This window comes from Pseudomonas sp. NMS19W (assembly GCF_051554255.1).
In the GTDB taxonomy this organism is placed as follows: Bacteria; Pseudomonadota; Gammaproteobacteria; order Pseudomonadales; family Pseudomonadaceae; genus Aquipseudomonas; species Aquipseudomonas kribbensis.
Genome location: NZ_CP136718.1, coordinates 365,484 through 387,698, shown reverse-complemented (window position 1 = coordinate 387,698; position 22,215 = coordinate 365,484). Strand labels below are relative to the sequence as shown.

Sequence of the window (22,215 nt, the reverse complement as noted above, 5' to 3'; positions counted from 1 at the left end):
ATGCAAACTCGTGACGACATCTTCAACACCCTGCGCGATGCCCTGGTCGAGCTGTTCGAGCTGGACCCGGCCCGTGTGAGCCTGGAATCGAACCTGTATCAGGACCTGGAAATCGACAGCATCGACGCCGTCGACCTGATCGACCACATCAAGCGTCAGACCGGCAAGAAAATCGCCGCCGAGGAATTCAAGTCGGTGCGTACCGTCGGCGACGTGGTCGAGGCGGTCTACCGTCTGGTTCAACCGGCCGCATGAGCCGATTGATCGGCCTCGGCCTGCTGCTGGCGGGCCTGTTGTATCCCTTTGCGGTGTATTTCGGCATGGAGCACTTTGCGCCGTGGCAGTTCGGCCTGCTGCTGGGCAGCCTGTGGCTGGCCCGCGCCCTGACCGGCGAGCGCAAACCCGGCAGTCTGTGGATGGCCTGCGTGGCCATCGTGTTCTGCCTGCTGCTGGCGCTGTTCGACAGCCCGCTGTTGCTGCGCTGGTATCCGGTGCTGATCAGCGGCTTCATGCTGGTGCTGTTCAGCCTGAGCCTGAAATACGGCCCGCCGATGGTCGAACGTCTGGCACGCATTCGCGAGCCGCAACTGCCGCCCGAGGCGATCCGCTACACCCGCCAGGTCACCGTGGCCTGGAGCGTGTTTTTTTCTGTAACGGCTTGTGCGCGGCCCTGCTGACCCTTTGGGCGCCGCTGCACTGGTGGATGTTGTACACCGGCCTGATCTCCTACGGATTGATCGGCCTGATGTTTGCCATTGAATGGCTGATACGACAACGGGTAAGAGGTCGCCCATGAACTGGATAAAACTTGAGCAGCTGTTGCTCAAGGATCTGCCGCAGCGCGCCGTCACCGTCGCGCCGGCACTCGATCACGCACAACTGCGCGAACAGGCCCTGAGCCTGGCCGCCGGCCTGCAAGCCAGGGGCGTGCGACGTCTGGCCGTGCACCTGGAAGATGCCGCAGAACTGGCCATCGCCCTGCTCGGTGCCTGGCGCGCCGGCGTCAGCGTCTTGCTGCCTGCGGATCTGCAAGCGCAGACCCGCCAGCGCTGGTCGAACGAAGTCGACCTGTGGCTGACCGATCACGCGGACGACGCGCACTTGAGCGATTTGCAGCACACCGCACTGACGGGCGCCGAACTGGATCTCGACCAGTGCCGCCTGAGCCTGTGCACCTCCGGCTCCAGCGGCGAGCCCAAACGCATCGACAAATCCCTGCGGCAACTGGCCAACGAAGTCGAAGCCCTCGAGCAACTGTGGGGCGCGGATCTCGACGAGGCCTGCATTATCGGCAGCGTTGCCACCCAACACATTTACGGTCTGTTGTTCCGTGTGCTGTGGCCGTTGTGTGCCGGGCGCCCGTTCCTGCGCAAGCAACTGGCCTTTCCTGAAGACATGCAGCGCGCCAGCCGCGAACACCCGGCCTTCGCCTGGGTGGCCAGCCCGGCGTTGCTCAAGCGCATGGGCGACAACCTCGACTGGCCGGCCCTGAGCGCCGTGCGCCGGGTGTTTTCCTCCGGTGGCGCGCTACCGGCAGATGCTGCACAAAGCCTGCACCAGCGCTTGCAGCAGTGGCCGACGGAAATCCTCGGCAGCTCGGAGACCGGCGGTATCGCCTGGCGTCAGGGCCAACAGCTGTGGCAGCCGTTTGCCGGTGTCGAGCTGAGCCAGGACGGCGACGGCGCCCTGCTGATCGCCTCTCCTTACCTACCCGCCGGGCATGTCGAACACACAGCCGATGCCGCACGCATCGAAGCCGATGGTCGCTTCGAACTGCTCGGGCGGCTGGACCGGATCGTCAAACTGGAAGAAAAACGCATCTCCCTGCCGATGCTGGAACAAGCCCTGGTCGCCCACGATTGGGTCGCTGAAGCCCGGCTCGGTGTGGTGCAGGAAAACCGTGCTTCCCTCGGCGCCTTGCTGGTGCTCAGCGAATCCGGCCTGTTTGCCCTGCGCGAACACGGCCGCCGCAGCCTCACCGAAACCCTGCGCCGTCACCTCGGCGAGCATTGCGAAGCCCTCGCCCTGCCCCGGCGCTGGCGCTTGCTGCGACAATTGCCGCTGAACCCTCAGGGCAAGTTGCCTCAGGCCAATGTCGAAGCCTTGCTGCTGGCACCGCGTCCGAAGGCTCCGGAGGTTCTGGAACAGACCGAAACCGATGGCGAGTGGAGCCTGCAACTGAGCGTGCCGCCAGACCTCGCTTACTTCAGCGGTCACTTCCCCAAGGCCCCGGTTTTGCCCGGCGTGGTGCAGGTCGAGTGGGCGCTGAACCTTGGCCGCCAACTGTTGAATCTGTCCGGCGCGTTCGCCGGCATGGAAGTGCTGAAGTTCCAGCAACTGGTACGCCCCGGCGATGAAATCCAGCTGCACCTGCGCTTCGACCCTGAACGCGGCAAGCTGTATTTCGCCTACCGCAACGACACCGCCACCTGCTCCAGCGGGCGGATTCTGCTGGGGACTGGCGATGCATAAGCCTTGCGCAGTCATCCCGGTGTACAACCACGAAACCGCAATCACCACGGTGGTAGAGGCCCTGCTCGCCCAGGGCTTGCCGTGCATTCTGGTGGACGACGCCAGCAGCAAATCCTGTGCAGCTGTGCTGGATGTGCTGGCCGAACGCGAGCGGGTGTACCTGGTGCGCCTCACCACCAATCAGGGCAAGGGCGGCGCAGTGATGACCGGTCTGCGTGAAGCGGCGCGGCTGGGCTTCAGCCACGCCTTGCAGGTCGATGCCGACGGTCAGCACGACTTGCAGGATGTCGCGCGGTTCATCGAAGAATCCCTTGCCCATCCGCGTGCGCTGATCTGCGGTTATCCGCTGTACGACGCCAGCGTGCCCAAGGGTCGCCTGTACGCCCGTTACCTGACTCACGTGATGGTGTGGATCAACACCCTGTCGCTGCAGATCCGCGACTCGATGTGCGGTTTCCGGGTGTATCCGCTGGAGCCGACACTGGCGGTGATCGACTCGGCGCGGATCGGCAAGCGCATGGATTTCGACTCGGACATCCTCGTGCGCCTGTCCTGGCGCAACCAGCCGATGCGCTGGCTGCAAACCAGCGTGCGCTACCCGCTGGACGGTGTGTCGCACTTTCGGATGTTCCACGACAACGTGCTGATTTCGAGCATGCACACGCGCCTGTTCTTCGGCATGTTGCTGCGCTCGCCCGCGATCCTCTGGCGACGGTGGCGCGCATGACGGTCGAAACCGACAAAAAGCACTGGGCCGACCGCGAAGAGCGCGGCAGTTTCCTGCTGATGAAATTCACCGCGTTCGCCGCCAAGGTCCTTGGTCGACGCCTGCTGAGCCCGCTGCTGTACGGCATCGTCCTGTACTTCTTCCTGTTCGGCCGCACGGCACGGCGCAGTGCCTGGCAGTATCAGCAACGCCTCGCCGACTGGAGCGGTCGCCATGAATTGCGCCCGAGCCTGTGGCGCGTGTTCGGGCAGTTCATGGCGTTCGCCGATTCGCTGCTCGACAAGCTCGACGTGTGGAACCGCAAGTTGAGCATCGAGCAGATCGAAATCATCGACCCGGCGCTGCTGCGCAATCAGTTGCGCGGCAGTCGCGGGCAAATGCTGGTGGGCGCGCATCTGGGCAACCTCGAAGTGTGCCGGGCGCTGGCAGAGATCGGCGAAAAGGTCACCATGAACGTGCTGGTGCACACCAAGCACGCCGAACAATTCAACCGACTGCTGGGCGAAGCCGGGGCGACCAATCTGCGACTGATCCAGGTCAGCGAACTGGACCCGGGGGTCATGCTGCAACTGAACGAACGCCTGGAGCGCGGCGAATGGCTGGCGATTGCCGGCGACCGCGTACCGCTGCATGGCGGCCGCAGCGTGACCGTGGATTTCCTCGGTCACCCGGCGCGGTTCCCGCAAGGCCCGTGGCTGCTGGCCGGCCTGCTGAAATGCCCGGTCAATCTGCTGATGTGCCTCAAGCAACCTGACGGACACTATCGCCTGACCCTCGAACCGTTCACCGAGGCCGTGACCTGGACCCGCCGCGACCGCGAACAGGTCATTCATCAGTGGGCGACCCGCTACGCCGAACGCCTGAGTCACTATTGCCTCGAAGCCCCCAAGCAATGGTTCAACTTTTACCCTTTCTGGAAGACCGATGACGACGCCAACCCATGAGCCGGTAACCTTCGGCGAACGCCCTTTGCGCATCGAAGACGTGCTGGCCCTGGCCAACCGTCAGGCGCCCGTGCAGTTGCAGAGCGACGCCGATTACCGCGAGCGCATCGCCAAAGGCGCGCGGTTCCTCGATTCGCTGCTGGACAAGGAAGGCGTGATCTACGGCGTGACCACCGGATACGGCGACTCCTGCGTGGTGGCGGTGCCGCTGCATCACGTCGAAGCGCTGCCGCAGCACCTGTACACCTTCCACGGCTGCGGTCTGGGCAAACTGCTTGACGCCCAGGCCACCCGCGCGGTGCTGGCGGCGCGTTTGCAGTCGCTGTGCCACGGCGTGTCCGGGGTGCGCATCGAGCTGCTGGAACGCCTGCATGCCTTCCTCGAACACGACATCCTGCCGCTGATCCCGGAAGAGGGTTCGGTGGGCGCCAGCGGTGATCTGACGCCGCTGTCCTACGTCGCCGCGACCCTGTCCGGCGAGCGTGAAGTGATGTTCCGTGGCGAACGCCGCCAGTCCGCCGATGTGCATCGTGAACTGGGCTGGACCCCGCTGGTGCTGCGTCCGAAAGAAGCGCTGGCTCTGATGAACGGCACCGCCGTGATGACCGGCCTCGCCTGCCTCGCCTACGCCCGCGCCGACTACCTGTTGCAACTGGCCACCCGCATCACCGCGTTGAACGTGGTGGCGCTGCAAGGTAATCCGGAGCACTTCGACGAGCGCCTGTTCGCCGCCAAGCCGCATCCGGGGCAGATGCAGGTCGCCGCGTGGCTGCGCAAGGATCTGGCGATCGACGCGCCGACCGCGCCGCTGCATCGCCTGCAGGATCGCTACTCGCTGCGCTGCGCACCGCACGTGCTCGGCGTGCTGGCCGACAGCCTGAACTGGCTGCGTTCGTTCATCGAGACCGAACTCAACAGCGCCAACGACAACCCGATCATTGACGCCGAAGCCGAGCGCGTGCTGCACGGCGGGCACTTCTACGGCGGGCATATCGCGTTCGCCATGGACAGCCTGAAAAACCTCGTGGCCAACGTCGCCGACCTGCTCGACCGGCAACTCGCGCTGCTGGTGGACGAGCGTTACAACCACGGCCTGCCGAGTAATCTGTCCGGCGCCAGCGCCGACCGGGCGATGCTCAACCACGGCTTCAAGGCGGTGCAGATCGGTGCCAGCGCCTGGACCGCAGAAGCCTTGAAAAACACCATGCCGGCCAGCGTCTTCTCGCGCTCCACCGAGTGCCACAACCAGGACAAGGTGAGCATGGGCACCATTGCCGCTCGCGATGCCATTCGCGTGCTGGAGCTGACCGAACAGGTGGCCGCCGCCACGCTGCTCGCGGCCAATCAGGGTGTGTGGCTGCGTGGCCGTGATGAAGACGCACGACCACTGCCACCGTCCCTGGCCGACATGCACGAAGCGCTGGCCCAGGACTTCCCGCCGGTGATCGAAGACCGCGCCCTGGAAGGCGAACTGCGCCTGTGCCTGAAACGCATCGCCGAGCAACACTGGAGGCTGCATGCGTAGCGCCGGAGTGCTTCACGCCGATACGGAAATCCTCGTGCCGTTCTTTGACGTCGACACCATGCACGTCGTCTGGCACGGCCATTACGTGAAATACCTGGAAGTGGCGCGCTGCGCGCTGCTCGACAAAATCGGCCACAACTACAACCAGATGGTCGATTCGGGCTACGCCTGGCCGGTGATCGACCTGCAATTGCGCTACGTGCGCGGCGCGGTGTTCGGTCAGCGGCTGAACGTGCGCGCCAGCCTGGTGGAGTGGGAAAACCGCCTGAAGATTCACTACCTGATCACCGACGCCGAGACCGGCGAGCGCCTGACCCGCGCCAGCTCGGTGCAGGTCGCTGTCGAGGTGAGCAGCCGCGAGATGCAACTGGCGTCGCCGAAAGTCTTCACCGATGCCGTGGAAAGGATGCTGTGATGAATGTGTTTGTGAAATCCCTTGGGGCCCTGGCGCTGCTGACGCTGTCGTCGCTGGCCAATGCCTTCGACCTGCAACAGCTGAGCGATCAACTGGCGAAACCGGACGTGATCCACGGCCAGTTCATCCAGGAAAAGCACCTGCGTGCCCTGCCCCAGCCGCTGATCAGCAAGGGCAACTTTGTCCTTGCCAAGCATTACGGTCTGCTCTGGCTACTGAAAACCCCGCTGCAGCAGGACTACCGCATCAACGCCAAAGGCATCGCCCGTCGTGACGTCAGCGGTTGGCAACTGTTGCCCGGCAAGAGCGCCGGCGCCGAACAGAACCGTCTGTTCCTCGCCGTGCTGCAAGGCGACAGCAGCGGCCTGCAACGGGATTTCGAACTGACCCTGAGCGGCGATGCACAACAATGGCACCTGACCCTCACCCCGCGCTCGGTGCTGCTCAAGCAGGTTTTCAATCAGATCAACATCACCGGCGGCACGCTGGTGAACACCATCGAACTGCTGGAAACCCAGGGCGACAGCACCGTGCTGCGCATGCAGGACAGCACCGCCGGCCAACCGTTGAGCGACGCGGAGCAACATGACTTTGCCGAGTGAGCGCAGGCTGCCCTGGCTGTTCCTGATCCTGCTGCTGGTCGTCGTCGCACTGGGCGCCTGGCAGTGGCGCGACGGCGCACCGCTGTCAGCGAACCTGATGGAACTGGTGCCCGGCACCCATCCGGACGCCGTCGAACAGCATGCCGAACAACGCATGCAGGAACCGCTCAACCGGGAAATGCTGGTATTGGTCGGCCACACCGATCGCCAGCAAGCCGTCGCCATGGCCCAGACGTTGGGCGAGCAATGGCAGGCCAGCGGGCTGTTCGAAAAAGTGCAGTGGAACCTGCAAGCCGACCTTCCCGCCCTGCGCACGCAATTGCTGCAAGGGCGACTGGCGATGCTCTCGGCGGATGATCGTCAGTTGCTGGTCGAACACCCGGATGCCTTCATCCAGCAACGGGTACAGGCACTGTTTGACCCGTTCACCGGTTTCAGTCTGGTGCCGAGCCAGGACGACTGGCTGGGCCTGACTGGACGCATCCAGAACAGCCAGCCACAGCACGGCGCGGTGCAACTGGATATCGGCAGCGGAGCGTTGATCGCCGATGCCGACGGCAAGAGCTGGGTGCTGTTGCGCGCACGCACCACCGGCAACGCTTTCGACATGAACCTGCCGCTGCAAGTCGCCACGCTGCTGCAACACAGCCGCGAGCAAGCAGCGAAATCCGATGTGCAACTGCTGGCCGCCAGCGGACTGCTCTACGCGGCCAACGGTCAGCAGCAAGCGACCCGGGAAATTTCCTGGGTCGGCGGCGGCGCCACGTTCGGTATTCTGTTGTTGCTGTTGCTCGCCTTCCGCCGCTGGCGGGTGCTGCTGGCGTTCATTCCGGTGCTGGTGGGCATGCTGTTCGGGGCGGTGGCCTGCGTGGCGCTGTTCGGGCATCTGCATGTCATGACGCTGGTGCTCGGTTCGAGCCTGATCGGTGTCGCGGTGGATTACCCGCTGCACTATCTCTCCAAGAGCTGGAGCCTCAAGCCATGGCGCAGCTGGCCGGCGCTGCGATTGACCGTCTCGGGCCTGACCCTGAGCCTGATCACCAGCGCCATCGGTTATCTGGCACTGGCCTGGACGCCGTTCCCGGCCTTGACCCAGATCGCCGTGTTCTCCGCGGCCGGCCTGCTCGGGGCTTACCTGTCGGCGGTGTGCCTGCTGCCGGCGCTGCTGAGCAACGTCGAATTGCGCCCGGCGCAGTGGCCGTTGCGGCTGGCCGAACGCATGGTCAGCCTTCGGGAAACCCTGCTGGAACACGTACGCACACCGATTCTGTTTGCCCTGCTGATCGCCTTCTGCGCCGGCGGTCTGGTGCAACTGCAAAGCAAAAACGACATCCGCCAGTGGGTCGGCGCGCCGCAGCATCTGACCGATGAGGCGCAGACCATCGCCCGCATCACCGGTTATCAGCCGACCAGCCAGTTCTTCCTGGTGCGCGCGGAAAACCAGGAGCAACTGCTGGAACGTCAGGCCGCGCTGAGTGAACGCCTGGAGCAACTGGTCAACCTCGACAAGTTGCAAGGTTTTCTGGCGCTCAACCAACTGGTCAGCCCGCCGAGCCAGCAACAGCAGGTTCGCGAAGCGCTGAACAAATTGCCGCAGTTCTGGCAGCCACTGCTTGAAGTCGGCGTACCGCTCGCGGCCCTGCAAACCGAACTCGCGCAACTGCAAGCCCTGCCCGCCGAAGACATCGACACCGCGCTCAGCGGTCCGCTCGGCGAGCCTTACCGCACCTTGTGGCTCGGACCGGTCGAGGGTGGTGTGGCGGCGATGGTCAGCCTGCAAGGCCTGAACAATCCGTCGCTGCTGCGGGTGCAGGCGCTGGACCTGCCCGGCGTGGAGCTGGTGGATCGCCTCGGTGACCTGAACCGGGTGTTTGCCGAAACCCAGATCAGCGCCGCCGAACTCAAACTCGCCTCCTGCGTGCTGATCGTGCTGGTGCTGATTCTGCCGTTTGGTCTCGGTGGCGCGTTGCGCATCGTTTCCCTGCCGCTGCTCGCGGCGCTGTGCAGTCTGGCCAGCCTCGGCTGGCTCGGTCAGCCGCTGACCCTGTTCAGCCTGTTCGGCTTGCTGCTGGTGACGGCGATCAGCGTCGATTACGCGATTCTCATGCGCGAACAGGTCGGCGGCGCGGCCGTGAGCTTGCTAGGCACGTTGCTGGCGGCGCTGACGACCTGGCTGTCGTTCGGTCTGCTGGCGGTGTCGAGTACACCGGCGGTGAGCAATTTCGGTCTGTCGGTGAGTCTCGGGCTGGCCTTTAGCTTCATGCTGGCGCCGTGGGCGGGGCGTCATGCCCATGCCGCGACAGTCGCGGAGACGGCAGCATGATGGTCGCAGTCTTCTGGGGCATGGCCTTGGCGCTGTTCGCCGTGGCCACCCGCGTCGGCCGGTATTTCGGGTTGATTCCGATTGTCAGCCAGTTGCTGCTGGCCAGCTTCATCCTGCCGCTGTTGATGTATTTCTGGATCGAACCGGGCTGGCAGCTCAGCGGCGCCGACCTGATTGCGCCGGACTGGCTGAAAAACCTCTACAGCCTGAGCTTTGCGCTGTTGCTCGGGCACATCCTCAGCGATGTGATCGACCTGCGTCTGGATCGCCAGAGCGTAAAAATCGCCCTGCCGAGTTTCGCCGTGCCGTTCGCCTGCGGACTGGCGACCGCATACTGGCTGCTGCCGGCGCAACCGTGGATCAACTCGCTGGCTATCGGGCTGGTGTTCGCCATCACCGCAATCCCGGTGCTGTACCTGTACCTGCGCCATATCGACTATCCGCCCGCCGCCACCCGGCGTCTGGTGCAGACCGCGATCCTGATCGACCTGACCTGCTGGACCCTGTTCGGCCTCGCCCAGGGCAGCCTGCACCTGAGCAGCCTGTTGCTGCCGCTGGGGCTGGCCTGCGTGCCGTTGCTGTTGCGTGTGTTCGGTATCCGCCGGCCGTTGACCTACAGCCTCGGCTTCTTTGCGCTGCTGGTGCTGGCCGAACACTACAAACTCAATGCACTGATTTTCGGCATCGGCTATTTGCTGTGCATGGCCGTGCTGAAAGTGCCGCTGGTGCTGCCGCTGCCGGCGCGCTGGATGAACCGTTTGCAGACGTGGATCGCGATTCCGCTGATCCTCACTTTCGGCATCGTGCAGATCGATGTGCACAGCGCCCTCGCCAGCCTCGGCGCTGTGCAATGGGCAGCGCTGCTGCTGTTGCCGATCGCCAGCAAATTGCTCGGCAACTGGCTGGGCCTCGGCTGGGCCGGTGAATCCTTCGAAGGCGCCAGCCGCTGGCGCGAAAGCGTGCTGCTGAACATTCGCGGCTTGAGCGAAATCGTCTTTCTCAACCTGCTGTTGCAACAACAACTCATCAGCCCGGCGCTGTACTTTGCGCTGATGCTGATGGGGCTGATCGCGACGCTGTTGCCGGCCTTCATCGGCCTGCACCGTGCGTCTCTGAACCCTATTGCCGTACCCAGGAGCTCGCGTGCCAATCGTTGAAATGGAATCCCGTCAGGTCGTGATCATCGGCGCCGGCCCGTCCGGCGCCATTGCCGCTGCGTTGCTCAAGCGCAAGGGGCACGACGTGCTGGTCATCGAACGCCAGCATTTTCCGCGGTTTTCCATCGGCGAAAGCCTGCTCAGCCATTGCCTGGATTTCGTCGAAGAAGCGGGCATGCTTGAAGCGGTGAACGCCGCCGGATTCCAGCGCAAGACCGGCGCGGCATTCGCCTGGGGCGAGCGCTATAGCGCGTTCGATTTCGGCGATACGTTCACCGGCGGCAAACCGACCACGTTCCAGGTGCAACGCGCCGACTTCGACAAACTGCTGGCCGATCAAGCCGCGCTGCAAGGCGTGGACATCCGTTATGGCGATGCCATTGTCAGCGTCGATTTCGACCGCCCGCGCCCGCAACTCGATGTGCGTCGCGAGGACGGCAGCGAGTACCGTGTCGAGGCCGGTTTCGTTCTCGATGCCAGCGGCTATGGCCGCGTACTGTCACGCTTGCTCGATCTGGAAGCACCGTCGAATTTCCCGGTGCGCCAGGCCGTGTTCACCCACGTCGAAGATCACATCGACCACCCGGCCTTCGACCGCGAAAAAATCCTCGTCACCACCCACCCGCAGCATCGCGATATCTGGTTCTGGACGATCCCGTTCAGCAACGGTCGCTGCTCGGTGGGCGTGGTGGCCGCTGCTGAACATTTCAATGGTCGCGATGCCGATCTAGACGCCTGCCTGCGCGGTTTCATCGCTGAAACCCCGAGTCTGGCCAAGGTGCTGAACAACGCCGTGTGGGACACGCCGGCACGCACCCTCGGCGGTTATGCGGCCAACGTCAAAACCCTGCACGGTCCGGGTTTTGCTCTGCTAGGCAACGCCGCCGAGTTTCTCGATCCGGTGTTCTCTTCCGGCGTGACCATCGCCATGCGCTCGGCGAGCATGGCCGCTGGCGTGCTGCACCGGCAGTTGCAGGGCGAAACCGTGAACTGGCAAAGCGAGTTCGCCGAACCGTTGAAACGCGGCGTCGACACTTTCCGCGCCTACGTCGAGGGCTGGTACGCCGGCACCTTCCAGGACGTGATTTTCCATGAGCAGGCCTCCCCGGACATCCGTCGCATGATCTGTTCGATTCTCGCCGGTTACGCCTGGGACGAACGCAACCCGTTCGTCAGCGAAGCACGCCGCCGGCTGAAGACGATTTCCGAATTCTGTGCAAAGGACGCCCCATGAACTACTTGAGCGACAGCTACGTCGAGGAAACCCGTTTCGGCTTCTGGTTCCTGCGCAGCCACACCTGGCAGCACCATGTGTTGCGCGTGGCGATCAACGATTTGCGCGGTTTGTTCAGCGAAGCGCTGCCGGCCAATCCGGTGCTGCTGGATGCCGGATGCGGCCAGGGCAAATCCTTCGGCCACCTGCGCCAGACCTTCGCCCCACAGCGTTTGATCGGTGTCGATGCCGACCCGCACAGCCTGGAGCTGAGTGCTGAAGAAGCGGCGCGCCAGGGTTTCACCGTCGAGCTGATCGGCAGCGACTGCGCGACACTGAATGTGCCGGATGCGAGCGTCGATCTGCTGTTCTGTCACCAGACCTTTCATCACCTCGTGGAGCAGGAAAAGGCCCTGGCCGAGTTCTACCGGGTGCTCAAGCCGGGCGGTTATCTGCTGTTCGCCGAGTCCACCGAGGCTTACATTGATACGTGGGTCATCCGTTGGCTGTTCCGTCATCCGATGCATGTGCAGAAGAGTGCGGCGCAGTATCTGGAAATGATTCGCCAGCAGGGCTTCGAGTTCGGCGAACGGAATGTTTCCTACCCGTACCTGTGGTGGAGCCGGGCGAAGGATTTCGGCCTGCTGGAACGTTTTGGCCTGCGCAAGCCGAAGCCGTTTGGCCAGCGTGAAGAAACCCTGGTCAACGTCGTGGCGCGCAAACCGCTGGAAGAGGCTGTCTGATGCTGCGTGTTCTGCTGCTCGCCTGCGTCCTGCTGCTGAGCGCTTGCGCCAGCCAGGCGCCGTTGCCTGTGGATAACCCGACGCTGCCCTTGCCGCTGCAACTGCACATCGAGCGCCAGCAGGCCGGACAGCGTCAGGACTGGTTGCTGGTAATCCAGCGCGAGGGCCAGGGCATCCGCTGGTCGATGATGGATCCGCTGGGCATTCCCCAGGCCCGTCAGCAACTGATCGACGGACGCTGGCAGGCTGACGGCCTGCTGCCGCCGAATCCGGAGGCCCGGGAGCTGTTCGCCGCGCTGCTGTTCGCCCTGACGCCTGCCGGCGAGCTGTCACGCAATTACCCCACCGCGCAGCAACACGACGGGCAACGCACCTTGCCGGCACGCTGGGACATCCGCTATTCACAACCGTCGAGCTTCGAATTGAATCTGCCCCAAGGCCCGCACTATCGCGTGTCTCCCTTAGGTGAATCGACGCCATGACCGCCTACCTCAACGCCCTCGGCGTGATCTGCGCCCTGGGCCGTGACAAGCAAGAAGTCGCCCGCCACCTGTTCGCCGGCGATTGTTCGGGCATGCGCCACGAGGCTGGCTGGGTGCCGGAACGCGAGTTGCCGGTGGCCGCCGTACGCGGTGATCTGGCGCCCATTCCGCCGCAGATGGCGGCGCACAAGAGCCGCAACAATCAGTTGCTGCTGGAAGCCGCGTTGCAGATTCGCAAAGACATCGACGCTGCCATTCGGGCCTATGGCCCGGATCGCATCGGTGTGGTGCTCGGCACCAGCACCTCGGGTATCGACGAGGCCAGCCAGGGTCTGGCGCATTACATTCGCAACCAGCAGTTCCCGGCCGATTACGACTACCGGCAACAAGAGCTCGGCGCCCCGGCGACCTTCCTCGCCGACTGGCTGCAACTGAGCGGCCCGACCTACGTGATTTCCACCGCGTGCACCTCCAGCGCCCGGGCCCTGATGAGTGCCAAACGCCTGCTCGATCTGGGGCTGTGCGACGCGGTGCTGTGCGGCGGTGTCGACAGTCTATGCAAACTGACCCTCAACGGCTTCTCGTCGCTGGAAGCTGTTTCCGGGGAGCGCTGCAACCCGTTCTCTGCCAACCGCAACGGCATCAATATCGGCGAGGCAGCGGTGCTGTTCGTCATGAGCAGACAGCGTGGCGACGGCCCGGCCATCGCCCTGCTGGGCGCAGGCGCCAGTTCCGACGCTCACCACATTTCCGCACCGGAGCCATCCGGCCGTGGCGCGTTGCAAGCCATGCAACAGGCGCTGGATCGCGCACAGCTGCAAGCCGCGCAAATCAGTTACCTGAACCTGCACGGCACCGCCACCCAGCACAACGACGCCATGGAAAGCCTGGCCGTTTCCACCCTGTTTCCGCAGGGCGTGGCCTGTTCCTCGACCAAACCCATGACCGGCCACACCCTTGGCGCTGCCGGCGCACTGGAAGCCGCGTTCTGCTGGCTGAGCCTGAGTGCCGACAACCCCGACCACGCCTTGCCGCCGCACGTCTGGGACGGCCAGGCCGATCCCGACCTGCCAGTGCTGAAGTGGGTGACCGCGAGCGAGCGCCTGGCGTCCATTGCACCCCGCTACCTGATGAGCAATTCGTTTGCCTTCGGTGGCAATAACGTCAGCCTGATTATCGGAGACGCCCCATGACTGACTGGCCGCTCGCCGAACTGCTGCCCCACGCTGGCGACATGATTCTGATCGACCGGATCCTCAGCTTCGACGACGAGCAGATCCACACCACCCTGACGGTCAAACCCGACGGTCTGTTCAACTTGCCCGACGGCAGCCTGCCGGCGTGGGTCGGCGTCGAGTTGATGGCACAGAGCGTTGCCGCGTTCGCCGGCTGCCATGCACGGCAGAAAGGCAATGCGGTGGAGCTGGGCTTTCTGCTCGGCACCCGTAAATTCGAATGCAATGTCGAGGCGTTTCCGGTCGGCTGCGAACTGACCATCCACGGCATCCGCTCGCTGGAAGACGACAACGGCATGGGCGTGTTCGAATGCCACATCAATGCGCCCGGCATCGAAGCCAGCGCCCGGCTGAACGTGTTCCGCCCGCCGCATGCGGCGCAATATCTTGAACAATTGAAGGAGTCGAACGATGACTGAATTCGTACTGGTCACCGGCTCCAGCCGTGGCATCGGCCGCGCCATCGCCCTGCGCCTGGCCCAGGCCGGCCACGATATCGTCCTGCATTGCCGCAGCGGCATGGCCGAAGCGCAAGCGGTGAAAGCCGAAGTCGAAGCGCTCGGGCGCAATGCGCGCATCCTGCAATTCGACGTGGCTGACCGCGAATCCTGCAAAGCCATCCTCGAAGCCGACGTCGAAGCTCACGGCGCCTATTACGGCGTGGTGCTGAACGCCGGCCTGACCCGTGACGGCGCGTTTCCGGCGCTTAGCGATGACGATTGGGACGTGGTGTTGCGTACCAACCTCGACGGTTTCTACAACGTTCTGCACCCGGTGATGATGCCGATGATCCGCCGCCGCGCCGCCGGTCGCATTGTTTGCATCACCTCGGTCTCGGGCCTGATCGGCAACCGTGGCCAGGTCAACTACAGCGCTTCCAAGGCCGGTGTGATCGGTGCCGCAAAGGCGTTGGCGATCGAACTGGCCAAGCGCAAAATTACAGTCAACTGTGTCGCGCCGGGCCTGATCGACACGGCCATGCTCGACGAAAACGTGCCGGTGGAAGAACTGATGAAAATGATCCCGGCACAACGCATGGGCACCCCTGAAGAGGTGGCCGGTGCGGTGAATTTCCTGATGTCGGCGGAAGCGTCGTACATCACCCGCCAGGTCCTGGCGGTCAACGGAGGCTTGTGCTGATGAAGCGCGTTGTCGTCACCGGCATGGCCGGCATCACCTCGCTGGGCAGCGACTGGGACACCATTGCCGGCAATTTCGCCGCCAACCGCAGCGGCATCCGCCGGATGGACGAGTGGGATCGTTTCAGCGAGCTGAACACCCGACTGGCCGGGCCGATCGATGATTTTCTGGTGCCGGCACACTGGACCCGCAAGCAACTGCGCAGCATGGGCCGGGTCTCGCGGCTGGCCGTCGGCGCGGCGGAAAAAGCACTGTCCGATGCAGGGCTGCTGGGCGACGAATCGATCAAGGACGGGCGCATGGGCGTCGCCTGTGGTTCGTCCACCGGCAGCACCGACGAGATCAAGGCGTTCGGCAACATGCTGCTGAATTCGGTGGCCGAAGGCCTGAACGCCAACTCCTACGTGCGGATGATGCCGCATACCACGGCGGCGAACATCAGCATCTTCTTCGGCCTCACTGGTCGCCTGATCCCGACCTCCAGCGCCTGCACCAGCGGCAGCCAGGGCATCGGCTACGCCTACGAGGCGATCAAGTTCGGCCGCCTGCCGCTGATGCTCGCCGGCGGTGCCGAAGAGCTGTGCCCGACCGAGGCCATGGTGTTCGATGCGCTGTACGCCACCAGCCTCAAGAACGATGCACCGCAAACGTCGCCACGCCCATATGACAAGGGCCGCGACGGTCTGGTAATCGGTGAAGGTGGCGGCATGCTGGTGCTCGAAGAACTGGAACACGCCCTCGCTCGCGGCGCGCACATCCACGCCGAAATCGTCGGCTTCGGCAGCAACGCCGACGGCCAGCACACCACCCGTCCGGAACAAGTCACCATGCGCCGGGCGATGGAGCTGGCACTGGAAGACGCCGGCCTCACGCCTGACGCCATCGGTTACGTGAACGGTCACGGCACGGCCACCGAACAGGGCGATATCGCCGAGACCCTGGCCACCAGCAGTCTGTTCGGCGAACACATGCCGATCAGCTCGCAGAAGAGCTTCCTCGGCCACACTTTGGGCGCCTGCGGTGCGCTGGAGTCGTGGTTCAGCATCGAAATGCTCAACCGCGACCTGTACGTGCACACCCTCAACCTCGACGAAGTCGATCCGCACTGCGGCCAGCTCGACTACCTGCGCGGCGAATTCCGCCAGATGCACCACGACTACGTGATGAACAACAACTTCGCGTTTGGCGGGGTCAACACCTCGCTGATTTTCCGCCGCTGGACGCAACCGAATTAATCCAGGTCAAGGAGACCTCCATGCGCTTCAACCAACTCGCTGCCGCCCTGCTCATCTGTGCCTTGCCGGCCGTCAGCCAGGCCCGTGACACGGCGGTCTATCTGCCATTCGACAAAGCGGTCGCAGAGGCAACCCGCACCGGCAAGATCGACGGCAGCGTGAAGTTCTATCTGGCGGGCAACACCCCGGCCGGCAAAGTCAGCGTCGTCAGCCCCGGCGCGGTGACCAACAAGAAGACCAACGCCTTCAACAAGACCGACCAGGAAGCCTGCGAGTGGGTCGTGCAATCGGCGATCATCAGCCTGCACCAGGCGGCGAAAAACGCCGGCGCCAATGCCGTGACCAACATCGTCAGCTACTACAAGAGCAACGAGCGCAAGGATGCGAAAAACTACGAATGCCACGCGGGCGCAATCATGGCCGGCGTTGCGTTGAAGGGTGACCTAGCGACGGTTCAGTAACCGCCGGAAACGACAAAGGGCGCCTTTCGGCGCCCTTTCAGTTCAGATCATGTGCTTGCGTGCAACTTCAGGCCCAGCGCTTTCATGACTTTGAGGATCGTTCCAAACTCGGGATTTACCTCGCCTGACAGTGCGCGATAAAGACTTTCCCGTGACAGCCCTGCATCGCGCGCGACCTGGGTCATGCCACGCGCCCGAGCGATAGTGCCAAGTGCCTTGGCAATAAAAGCCGGGTCGTCACCCGCTTCCTCCATACAGGCGTCCAGATAGTTGGCCATGTCCTCTTCTGTCTTGAGGTACTCGGCTGAGTCCCAACGAGTGAATTGTTCGGTCATGGGTTTTGCTCCTGCCAGGATTCCGCGATGAGCCTGGCTTGCTTGATGTCTCGAGATTGACTGCTCTTGTCTCCACCACAAAGGAGGATGACCAGCTGACGACCTTGCTGCATGAAATAGACCCGATATCCCGGGCCATAGTCAATTCGGGCTTCGCTGATCCCTTCGCCAATGGCTTTGACATCACCGAAATTCCCATCAGCCATGCGATCAATTCGCACCTGAATACGCATCCTGGCGCGACTATCAGCCAGCTTCACAAGCCAGCTCGAGAATGTGGAGCTTCGAAGTATCTCAGTCATGGCCGCAAGTGTAGCCTTTGAGCTACACGCACTCTACATGGACTTCTCTCTGTCCGATATACGGCGTCTACACTCGTCATACCCATGATTTGCTGCGCGTTACGTCAAGGAGATGACCATGCAAGCGAAAGCCCTGATCGCCGCTGCCCTTTTCAGTCTGCTTCCCAGCGCCAGCCACGCCACCAACCTGATGTACATGCCGTTCGAAACCGTGCTGTCGGATGCGATTCGTGCCGGGCGGCTCGATGGCAGTGTGAAGTTTTACCTGATCGGCAATGGACCTCAGGGGACTCAGCGGATGTTGCAGCGCGGTGTGGTCAGCGATCTGAAGACCAACGGCTTCAACAAGAGCGATCACGACTCCTGCGAGTGGGTGCTGCAGTCGAACCTGATTGCCCTGCAGGCCCAGGCCAAGCGCGTCGGGGCGAATGCGGTGACCAATATCGTCAGCTACTACGACCAGCATGTGCGCAAGGATCTGAACACATACGAATGTCGCGCCGGGGTGTTTGTGACGCGGGTGGCGTTGAAGGGTGATCTGGTGCGGTTGCCTTGATCAGCCGGCTTCGACCTTGCGTGTGAGCAACTCGACAAACGCCTTGGCCATCGGCGATTTCTGGTCCTTGCGCTGCACCAGCCATACCGCCGTCACGGCCTCGGGATCCAGCAGCGGTCGATAGACCACGCCGTCGATGCGCATCCGCTGATACGAGGCCGGCATAACCGACACCCCCAGACCCGCCGCCACCAGACCGATGATGGTCATCGCTTCCCCCGCCTCCTGGGCGAAGTGCGGACTGAACCCGGCGTCACGGGCCAGGCTGATCAACTGCGAATACAGACCGCTGCCGTAGCTGCGGGGGAAGAACACGAACGGTTCGAGGGCCAGAGCCGACAGAAACAGGCCTTCCTCGCTGCCTTGGGCCAGCGGATGCTTGGAACTGAGCACCGCCACCAAGGGCTCGCGCATCAGTTCGACCACGCTCAGCGAATCCGGCAAACCCAGCGGTCGCATGATGCCGACCTCGATCGACTCGTCCACCAGTGCGTCGGCCACCATGGTGCTGCTCATTTCGCGCAGGTTCAGGTGCACGGCCGGGAAGCGTTGGCGGAAGGAAAATATCGCCTGGGGAATGGTCGAGTTGAACGGCGCCGACGAGGTGAAGCCGATCTTCAGTTCCCCCAGCTCGCCGAGTTGTGCGCGCCGCGCCACGTCCGCCGCTTTATCGACCTGGGCCAGCACCAGCCGCGCCTCTTCCAGAAACAGTCGCCCGGCTTCGCTGAGCTCGACCCGACGATTGGTACGCTCGAACAGCCGTGCGCCGACTTCCTGTTCCAGCGCCTGAATCTGCTGGCTCAGCGGTGGCTGGGAGATGCCCAGCACCTGTGCGGCGCGGCCAAAATGCAGTTCTTCGGCAACGGCGATGAAGTAGCGAAGATGACGCAATTCCATGGACACCCCATTAGGTCGTAAAAGCTATCAAACAGGTCGAACAATATATTGGATAGAAACATTAGCCAGCTATATGATTTTTTCATTGCCTGCCTGTCCGCGCCCTCCGAGGTCTGATGTGAAAACCGCCGTCGCTCCACTGGCCCATGAAGTCCCGCCCGCTGCGGCGGACGATGTACTGACCGAACTGCAAGAGATCTACATCGAGAAAGGCACGCCCGCGTTCATGCGTACGGTGCTCGCGCTGTTCAGCGGCGGCTTCGCGACCTTCGCCCTGCTGTACTGCGTGCAGCCGATGATGCCGCTGCTGTCCCATGAATATTCGATCAACGCAGCGCAGAGCAGCCTGATCCTGTCAGTGGCCACCGGCATGCTGGCCTTCGGTCTGCTGATCACCGGCCCGATTTCCGATCGGGTCGGGCGCAAACCGGTGATGGTCGCCGCGCTGTTTGCCGCAGCCCTGTGCACCATCGCCAGTTCGATGATGCCGAGCTGGCACGGCGTGCTGATCATGCGAGCGCTGATCGGGCTGTCGTTGAGCGGCCTGGCGGCGGTCGCGATGACGTACCTGAGCGAGGAAATCCATCCGCAGCACATCGGTCTGGCGATGGGCCTGTACATCGGCGGCAATGCGATTGGCGGGATGAGCGGGCGTCTGATCACTGGCGTATTGATCGACTTCGTCAGCTGGCACACGGCGATGATGGTGATTGGTGGCCTGGCGCTGATCGCGGCGGCGGTGTTCTGGAAAATCCTGCCGGAGTCGCGCAACTTCCGTTCTCGCTCGCTGCACCCGCGCAGCTTGCTCGACGGCTTCACCATGCACTTTCGCGATGCCGGCCTGCCGCTGCTGTTCCTTGAGGCATTCGTGCTGATGGGCGCGTTCGTCACGTTGTTCAACTACATCGGCTACCGCCTGCTGGCCGAGCCGTATCACCTGGATCAAGTGTTTGTAGGGCTGCTTTCGGTGGTCTATCTGTCGGGCATCTACAGCTCGGCGAAAATCGGTTCACTGGCCGACAAACTGGGTCGCCGCAAAGTGCTGTGGGCCACCATCGCCCTGATGTTCGCCGGCCTCGCGCTGACGATGTTCACCCCCTGCCGCTGGTGATCATCGGCATGCTGATCTTCACCTTCGGCTTCTTCGGCGCCCACTCGGTGGCCAGCAGCTGGATCGGCCGCCGGGCGCTCAAGGCCAAGGGCCAGGCCTCGTCGTTGTACCTGTTCAGCTATTACGCCGGTTCGAGCATCGCCGGGACGGCGGGCGGGGTGTTCTGGCACATGGCTGGGTGGAACGGGATTGGCCTGTTCATCGGCGCGCTGTTGCTGGTGGCGCTGATGGTGGCGTTGAAGCTTGCGAAGTTACCGCCGCTGGGTGGTGGCGAAAAGGTTTAGCCACAACTGCGCCCTAGCGGTTATCGCGGGCCAAGGTACACTGACGGCATTCGCCCGCTTTGGTAAAGGGAAGCCAGAATGCGCCTGGACCGTCTCCACATTCAGAATTTTCGTTGCTACGAAGATGCCACTTTTAACTTTCAACCGGAGTTCAATCTGGTGGTGGGAGTTAATGGGAGCGGGAAGACTTCGTTGTTGCAGGCGGTGGCGACCTCATTTGTCGAATATGGTGAAGCGTTCAGCGCCCAAAAAGACCTGCTAACGGAAGAGTCCGTGCGCTTCACCTTCAACGAGTTTGAAAAGAGAACTCGTTTCGAGCGTGTTTTTCCGCTGGCTCTGGAAGCCAAGGGAGACATCCTCGGATCTGAGGGTTGGGATGTCATTTGGTTGGCAGCAGATCATCGAATACTTGATTCGAGGCCGTTTCGTATAACTCAAGGGGTGATCGAAAGCGTCAGTTCTGGAGAAACAATTGATCTACCCTTGCTGGTTTTCTATCGGGCAAATCGACATTGGAAAATTGCTGGGGTAGCTGCAGAGTTCGCGGTAAAACAGCGCATTTCTCGTTTGGATGGCTATTCAAACTGGTTCGATGCCGTCACAAATCTGAAAGGCTTTGAAGCCTGGCTGATTAGCAAGACTCTGGAGCGCATGCAGAATGTCTTGGAAATAGGACCTGGCGCCACTCAGATTGAGGAGGACGAACTGGCTTGGGTTAACCGTGCAATTCAAATTGCTTTACCGAATGCCAGAGATCTGCGCTACGACTTACGAACGCAAACATTGTTAATTGAGCTGGAAGGGACAACAGTTCCTTTCAGTGATCTGAGTGATGGTCAGCGCGGAATGATTGCGCTCTTTACAGATATCGCACGCCGCATGTGCATCCTCAACCCTCATTTGGGTAAGGATGTTCTGAAAAAAACCTCTGGGTTAGTCCTGATTGACGAACTGGATATCCACCTTCACCCTGCCTGGCAACGCAGCATCGTGCCTGCATTGAGACAGGCTTTTCCCAAAGTCCAGTTCATCGCAGCAAGCCACTCCCCACAAATCATCGGCAGCCTGAAACCCGAGGAAGTCATCGTGTTGCACAACGGGGATCCTACTCATCCGCGTGTCACCTACGGTCTGGATTCCAGCAGCGTGCTTGAAGAGGTAATGGGCGTTACGCAGCGCGAACCGGAAATCGAAGATCTGCTGTCCGAGCTTTTTTCCACGTTGGAAGACAACGACCTCGAAAAGGCAAAATCACAACTTGAGGCGCTGAAAAAGAAAGCCCCCGACCTACCGGAATTCGCCGGCGCCGAAGCACTCATCAGGCGCAAGGAGATTCTCGGAAAATGAAGCGAGTGCTCAAAGGAACTGAACCCGCTTCATTTACAGAATGGAAAAACTCGGCAAACGACGAGTGGAGTCCAACTTACCCAACGCTACAAAACCCGCAAAAGCGGGATTTGCATAATGCCCTGCTTCAGGAGCAAGGCTTCTTTTGCTGCTATTGCGGCCGGGAAATCGATGCATCGACCAGTCATATCGAGCACTTCAGACCTCAAGAGCATTTCGAAGAGCTGGCGTTGGAATTCAACAATCTCCACGCTTCTTGCCTGCGTGAGACGAAGCCCGGCAATCCGTTGCACTGTGGCCATCACAAGGGCAACTGGTTCGACGAAAACCAACACATTTCTCCCACCGACGAGAATTGTGAACAGCGCTTCCGCTACCTGCGCACTGGCGAGATACAGCCGAAAGACTCTGACGACGCTCCTGCCGCCAAGATGATCGAGGTGTTGGCGCTGGACATCGCGTACCTCAGAAATCGACGTCAGGATACAGTCCGTCGATTCTTCGATGATGAGTTCGTCATGCAAGTCAGCGAAGAAGAGCTTGATCGGTTGGTGACGGCGATCAGATTTGGCGCTATCGCCAATCAAAAACCCTTCGACCACATCATCGCCCGCTACGCCGAACAACTCCTCGGACGCTAAACCCATCGCAAACAAAAACGCCCGGCATAAGCCGGGCGTTTTGGTTTTCTACTTTTAGCTCTGAGCGC

The 22,215-nt window shown here is 62.3% G+C and carries 23 protein-coding genes and 2 pseudogenes; 22 read left to right on the top strand and 3 right to left on the bottom strand.

Going from position 1 to position 22,215, the window contains the following annotated elements:
- From R1A29_RS01705 to R1A29_RS01620, 18 genes and pseudogenes are all read left to right on the top strand, one after another.
- Positions 1-255: an acyl carrier protein gene (locus tag R1A29_RS01705; RefSeq protein ID WP_007909503.1), complete on the top strand. Its 255-nt coding sequence runs from the start codon at positions 1-3 to the stop codon at positions 253-255.
- Positions 252-796: pseudogene (locus tag R1A29_RS01700) on the top strand (hypothetical protein). Before R1A29_RS01705 ends, R1A29_RS01700 begins: the two are co-directional and overlap by 4 nt.
- Positions 793-2,472, top strand: a complete 1,680-nt coding sequence (locus tag R1A29_RS01695) for an AMP-binding protein (protein ID WP_438300474.1) — start codon at positions 793-795, stop codon at positions 2,470-2,472. Before R1A29_RS01700 ends, R1A29_RS01695 begins: the two are co-directional and overlap by 4 nt.
- A complete protein-coding gene (locus R1A29_RS01690) occupies positions 2,465-3,199 on the top strand; it encodes a glycosyltransferase family 2 protein (RefSeq protein ID WP_438300473.1) in 735 nt (244 codons plus the stop codon). The genes R1A29_RS01695 and R1A29_RS01690 overlap by 8 nt, the downstream gene beginning before the upstream one ends.
- Positions 3,196-4,143, top strand: coding sequence for an LpxL/LpxP family acyltransferase (locus R1A29_RS01685; RefSeq protein ID WP_085711078.1), 948 nt, complete (start codon positions 3,196-3,198; stop codon positions 4,141-4,143). Before R1A29_RS01690 ends, R1A29_RS01685 begins: the two co-directional genes overlap by 4 nt.
- Entirely contained in the window at positions 4,124-5,668 is a 1,545-nt protein-coding gene (locus tag R1A29_RS01680) for an HAL/PAL/TAL family ammonia-lyase (protein ID WP_438300472.1), read from the top strand. The genes R1A29_RS01685 and R1A29_RS01680 overlap by 20 nt, the downstream gene beginning before the upstream one ends.
- A complete protein-coding gene (locus tag R1A29_RS01675) occupies positions 5,661-6,083 on the top strand; it encodes an acyl-CoA thioesterase (protein WP_438300471.1) in 423 nt (140 codons plus the stop codon). The genes R1A29_RS01680 and R1A29_RS01675 overlap by 8 nt, the downstream gene beginning before the upstream one ends.
- Complete coding sequence (locus R1A29_RS01670; RefSeq protein ID WP_248738581.1) at positions 6,083-6,685, top strand: outer membrane lipoprotein carrier protein LolA; 603 nt, start codon at positions 6,083-6,085, stop codon at positions 6,683-6,685. The genes R1A29_RS01675 and R1A29_RS01670 overlap by 1 nt, the downstream gene beginning before the upstream one ends.
- Positions 6,669-9,008, top strand: a complete 2,340-nt coding sequence (locus tag R1A29_RS01665; protein ID WP_438300470.1) for an MMPL family transporter — start codon at positions 6,669-6,671, stop codon at positions 9,006-9,008. The genes R1A29_RS01670 and R1A29_RS01665 overlap by 17 nt, the downstream gene beginning before the upstream one ends.
- A complete protein-coding gene (locus R1A29_RS01660) occupies positions 9,005-10,165 on the top strand; it encodes a sodium:proton antiporter (RefSeq protein ID WP_438300469.1) in 1,161 nt (386 codons plus the stop codon). Before R1A29_RS01665 ends, R1A29_RS01660 begins: the two co-directional genes overlap by 4 nt.
- On the top strand, positions 10,152-11,399 hold the full coding sequence (locus tag R1A29_RS01655; RefSeq protein WP_438300468.1) for an NAD(P)/FAD-dependent oxidoreductase: 1,248 nt from the start codon (positions 10,152-10,154) through the stop codon (positions 11,397-11,399). Before R1A29_RS01660 ends, R1A29_RS01655 begins: the two co-directional genes overlap by 14 nt.
- The gene (locus R1A29_RS01650; RefSeq protein WP_248738585.1) at positions 11,396-12,121 is read left to right on the top strand and encodes a class I SAM-dependent methyltransferase; all 726 of its coding nucleotides are present in this window, start codon (positions 11,396-11,398) and stop codon (positions 12,119-12,121) included. Before R1A29_RS01655 ends, R1A29_RS01650 begins: the two co-directional genes overlap by 4 nt.
- A complete protein-coding gene (locus tag R1A29_RS01645; protein ID WP_438300467.1) occupies positions 12,121-12,603 on the top strand; it encodes a hypothetical protein in 483 nt (160 codons plus the stop codon). Before R1A29_RS01650 ends, R1A29_RS01645 begins: the two co-directional genes overlap by 1 nt.
- Positions 12,600-13,796 (top strand): beta-ketoacyl-[acyl-carrier-protein] synthase family protein, encoded by a 1,197-nt coding sequence (locus tag R1A29_RS01640; RefSeq protein WP_438300466.1) that lies wholly within the window; start codon positions 12,600-12,602, stop codon positions 13,794-13,796. The genes R1A29_RS01645 and R1A29_RS01640 overlap by 4 nt, the downstream gene beginning before the upstream one ends.
- Positions 13,793-14,257: a hotdog family protein gene (locus R1A29_RS01635; RefSeq protein ID WP_438300465.1), complete on the top strand. Its 465-nt coding sequence runs from the start codon at positions 13,793-13,795 to the stop codon at positions 14,255-14,257. The genes R1A29_RS01640 and R1A29_RS01635 overlap by 4 nt, the downstream gene beginning before the upstream one ends.
- Positions 14,250-14,978, top strand: a complete 729-nt coding sequence (fabG, locus tag R1A29_RS01630; protein WP_438300464.1) for a 3-oxoacyl-ACP reductase FabG — start codon at positions 14,250-14,252, stop codon at positions 14,976-14,978. The genes R1A29_RS01635 and fabG overlap by 8 nt, the downstream gene beginning before the upstream one ends.
- On the top strand, positions 14,978-16,213 hold the full coding sequence (locus R1A29_RS01625) for a beta-ketoacyl-ACP synthase (RefSeq protein WP_438300463.1): 1,236 nt from the start codon (positions 14,978-14,980) through the stop codon (positions 16,211-16,213). Before fabG ends, R1A29_RS01625 begins: the two co-directional genes overlap by 1 nt.
- A gap of 20 nt (positions 16,214-16,233) precedes the next feature.
- Complete coding sequence (locus R1A29_RS01620) at positions 16,234-16,674, top strand: excinuclease (protein WP_438300462.1); 441 nt, start codon at positions 16,234-16,236, stop codon at positions 16,672-16,674.
- Positions 16,675-16,721: 47 nt separating this feature from the next.
- Here R1A29_RS01620 and R1A29_RS01615 read toward each other — a convergent pair whose 3' ends face one another.
- Both R1A29_RS01615 and R1A29_RS01610 read right to left on the bottom strand, forming a co-directional pair.
- On the bottom strand, positions 16,722-17,009 hold the full coding sequence (locus R1A29_RS01615; protein WP_011332089.1) for an addiction module antidote protein: 288 nt from the start codon (positions 17,007-17,009) through the stop codon (positions 16,722-16,724).
- Positions 17,006-17,311: a type II toxin-antitoxin system RelE/ParE family toxin gene (locus R1A29_RS01610; protein WP_102620197.1), complete on the bottom strand. Its 306-nt coding sequence runs from the start codon at positions 17,309-17,311 to the stop codon at positions 17,006-17,008. The genes R1A29_RS01615 and R1A29_RS01610 overlap by 4 nt, the downstream gene beginning before the upstream one ends.
- 118 nt (positions 17,312-17,429) lie before the next feature.
- Between R1A29_RS01610 and R1A29_RS01605 the strand changes: the two genes are divergently transcribed.
- A complete protein-coding gene (locus R1A29_RS01605; protein ID WP_085711066.1) occupies positions 17,430-17,867 on the top strand; it encodes an excinuclease in 438 nt (145 codons plus the stop codon).
- Here R1A29_RS01605 and R1A29_RS01600 read toward each other — a convergent pair whose 3' ends face one another.
- Positions 17,868-18,764, bottom strand: coding sequence for a LysR family transcriptional regulator (locus R1A29_RS01600; RefSeq protein ID WP_039766450.1), 897 nt, complete (start codon positions 18,762-18,764; stop codon positions 17,868-17,870).
- A 118-nt stretch (positions 18,765-18,882) separates the two neighbouring features.
- Here R1A29_RS01600 and R1A29_RS01595 point away from each other — a divergent pair.
- The 3 genes and pseudogenes from R1A29_RS01595 to R1A29_RS01585 all read left to right on the top strand — a co-directional run bounded on the left by R1A29_RS01595 (position 18,883) and on the right by R1A29_RS01585 (position 22,147).
- Positions 18,883-20,159, top strand: a pseudogene (locus R1A29_RS01595) (MFS transporter).
- A 78-nt stretch (positions 20,160-20,237) separates the two neighbouring features.
- Positions 20,238-21,506, top strand: a complete 1,269-nt coding sequence (locus R1A29_RS01590) for an AAA family ATPase (protein ID WP_438300461.1) — start codon at positions 20,238-20,240, stop codon at positions 21,504-21,506.
- Positions 21,503-22,147 carry a retron system putative HNH endonuclease gene (locus tag R1A29_RS01585; RefSeq protein ID WP_438300460.1) on the top strand — a complete coding sequence of 215 codons (645 nt, stop codon included), beginning with the start codon at positions 21,503-21,505 and terminating at the stop codon, positions 22,145-22,147. The genes R1A29_RS01590 and R1A29_RS01585 overlap by 4 nt, the downstream gene beginning before the upstream one ends.
- Positions 22,148-22,215 lie beyond the last annotated feature (68 nt).

Coding starts and splice junctions, on each gene's coding strand:
- R1A29_RS01620 (WP_438300462.1), top strand. CDS start 16,234: ATGCGCTTCAACCAACTCGCTGCCGCCCTGCTCATCTGTGCCTTGCCG.
- R1A29_RS01665 (WP_438300470.1), top strand. CDS start 6,669: ATGACTTTGCCGAGTGAGCGCAGGCTGCCCTGGCTGTTCCTGATCCTG.
- fabG (WP_438300464.1), top strand. CDS start 14,250: ATGACTGAATTCGTACTGGTCACCGGCTCCAGCCGTGGCATCGGCCGC.
- R1A29_RS01685 (WP_085711078.1), top strand. CDS start 3,196: ATGACGGTCGAAACCGACAAAAAGCACTGGGCCGACCGCGAAGAGCGC.
- R1A29_RS01635 (WP_438300465.1), top strand. CDS start 13,793: ATGACTGACTGGCCGCTCGCCGAACTGCTGCCCCACGCTGGCGACATG.
- R1A29_RS01645 (WP_438300467.1), top strand. CDS start 12,121: ATGCTGCGTGTTCTGCTGCTCGCCTGCGTCCTGCTGCTGAGCGCTTGC.
- R1A29_RS01640 (WP_438300466.1), top strand. CDS start 12,600: ATGACCGCCTACCTCAACGCCCTCGGCGTGATCTGCGCCCTGGGCCGT.
- R1A29_RS01680 (WP_438300472.1), top strand. CDS start 4,124: ATGACGACGCCAACCCATGAGCCGGTAACCTTCGGCGAACGCCCTTTG.
- R1A29_RS01585 (WP_438300460.1), top strand. CDS start 21,503: ATGAAGCGAGTGCTCAAAGGAACTGAACCCGCTTCATTTACAGAATGG.
- R1A29_RS01660 (WP_438300469.1), top strand. CDS start 9,005: ATGATGGTCGCAGTCTTCTGGGGCATGGCCTTGGCGCTGTTCGCCGTG.
- R1A29_RS01670 (WP_248738581.1), top strand. CDS start 6,083: ATGAATGTGTTTGTGAAATCCCTTGGGGCCCTGGCGCTGCTGACGCTG.
- R1A29_RS01615 (WP_011332089.1), bottom strand. CDS start 17,009: ATGACCGAACAATTCACTCGTTGGGACTCAGCCGAGTACCTCAAGACA.
- R1A29_RS01650 (WP_248738585.1), top strand. CDS start 11,396: ATGAACTACTTGAGCGACAGCTACGTCGAGGAAACCCGTTTCGGCTTC.
- R1A29_RS01695 (WP_438300474.1), top strand. CDS start 793: ATGAACTGGATAAAACTTGAGCAGCTGTTGCTCAAGGATCTGCCGCAG.
- R1A29_RS01705 (WP_007909503.1), top strand. CDS start 1: ATGCAAACTCGTGACGACATCTTCAACACCCTGCGCGATGCCCTGGTC.
- R1A29_RS01605 (WP_085711066.1), top strand. CDS start 17,430: ATGCAAGCGAAAGCCCTGATCGCCGCTGCCCTTTTCAGTCTGCTTCCC.
- R1A29_RS01610 (WP_102620197.1), bottom strand. CDS start 17,311: ATGACTGAGATACTTCGAAGCTCCACATTCTCGAGCTGGCTTGTGAAG.
- R1A29_RS01625 (WP_438300463.1), top strand. CDS start 14,978: ATGAAGCGCGTTGTCGTCACCGGCATGGCCGGCATCACCTCGCTGGGC.
- R1A29_RS01590 (WP_438300461.1), top strand. CDS start 20,238: ATGCGCCTGGACCGTCTCCACATTCAGAATTTTCGTTGCTACGAAGAT.
- R1A29_RS01600 (WP_039766450.1), bottom strand. CDS start 18,764: ATGGAATTGCGTCATCTTCGCTACTTCATCGCCGTTGCCGAAGAACTG.
- R1A29_RS01690 (WP_438300473.1), top strand. CDS start 2,465: ATGCATAAGCCTTGCGCAGTCATCCCGGTGTACAACCACGAAACCGCA.
- R1A29_RS01675 (WP_438300471.1), top strand. CDS start 5,661: ATGCGTAGCGCCGGAGTGCTTCACGCCGATACGGAAATCCTCGTGCCG.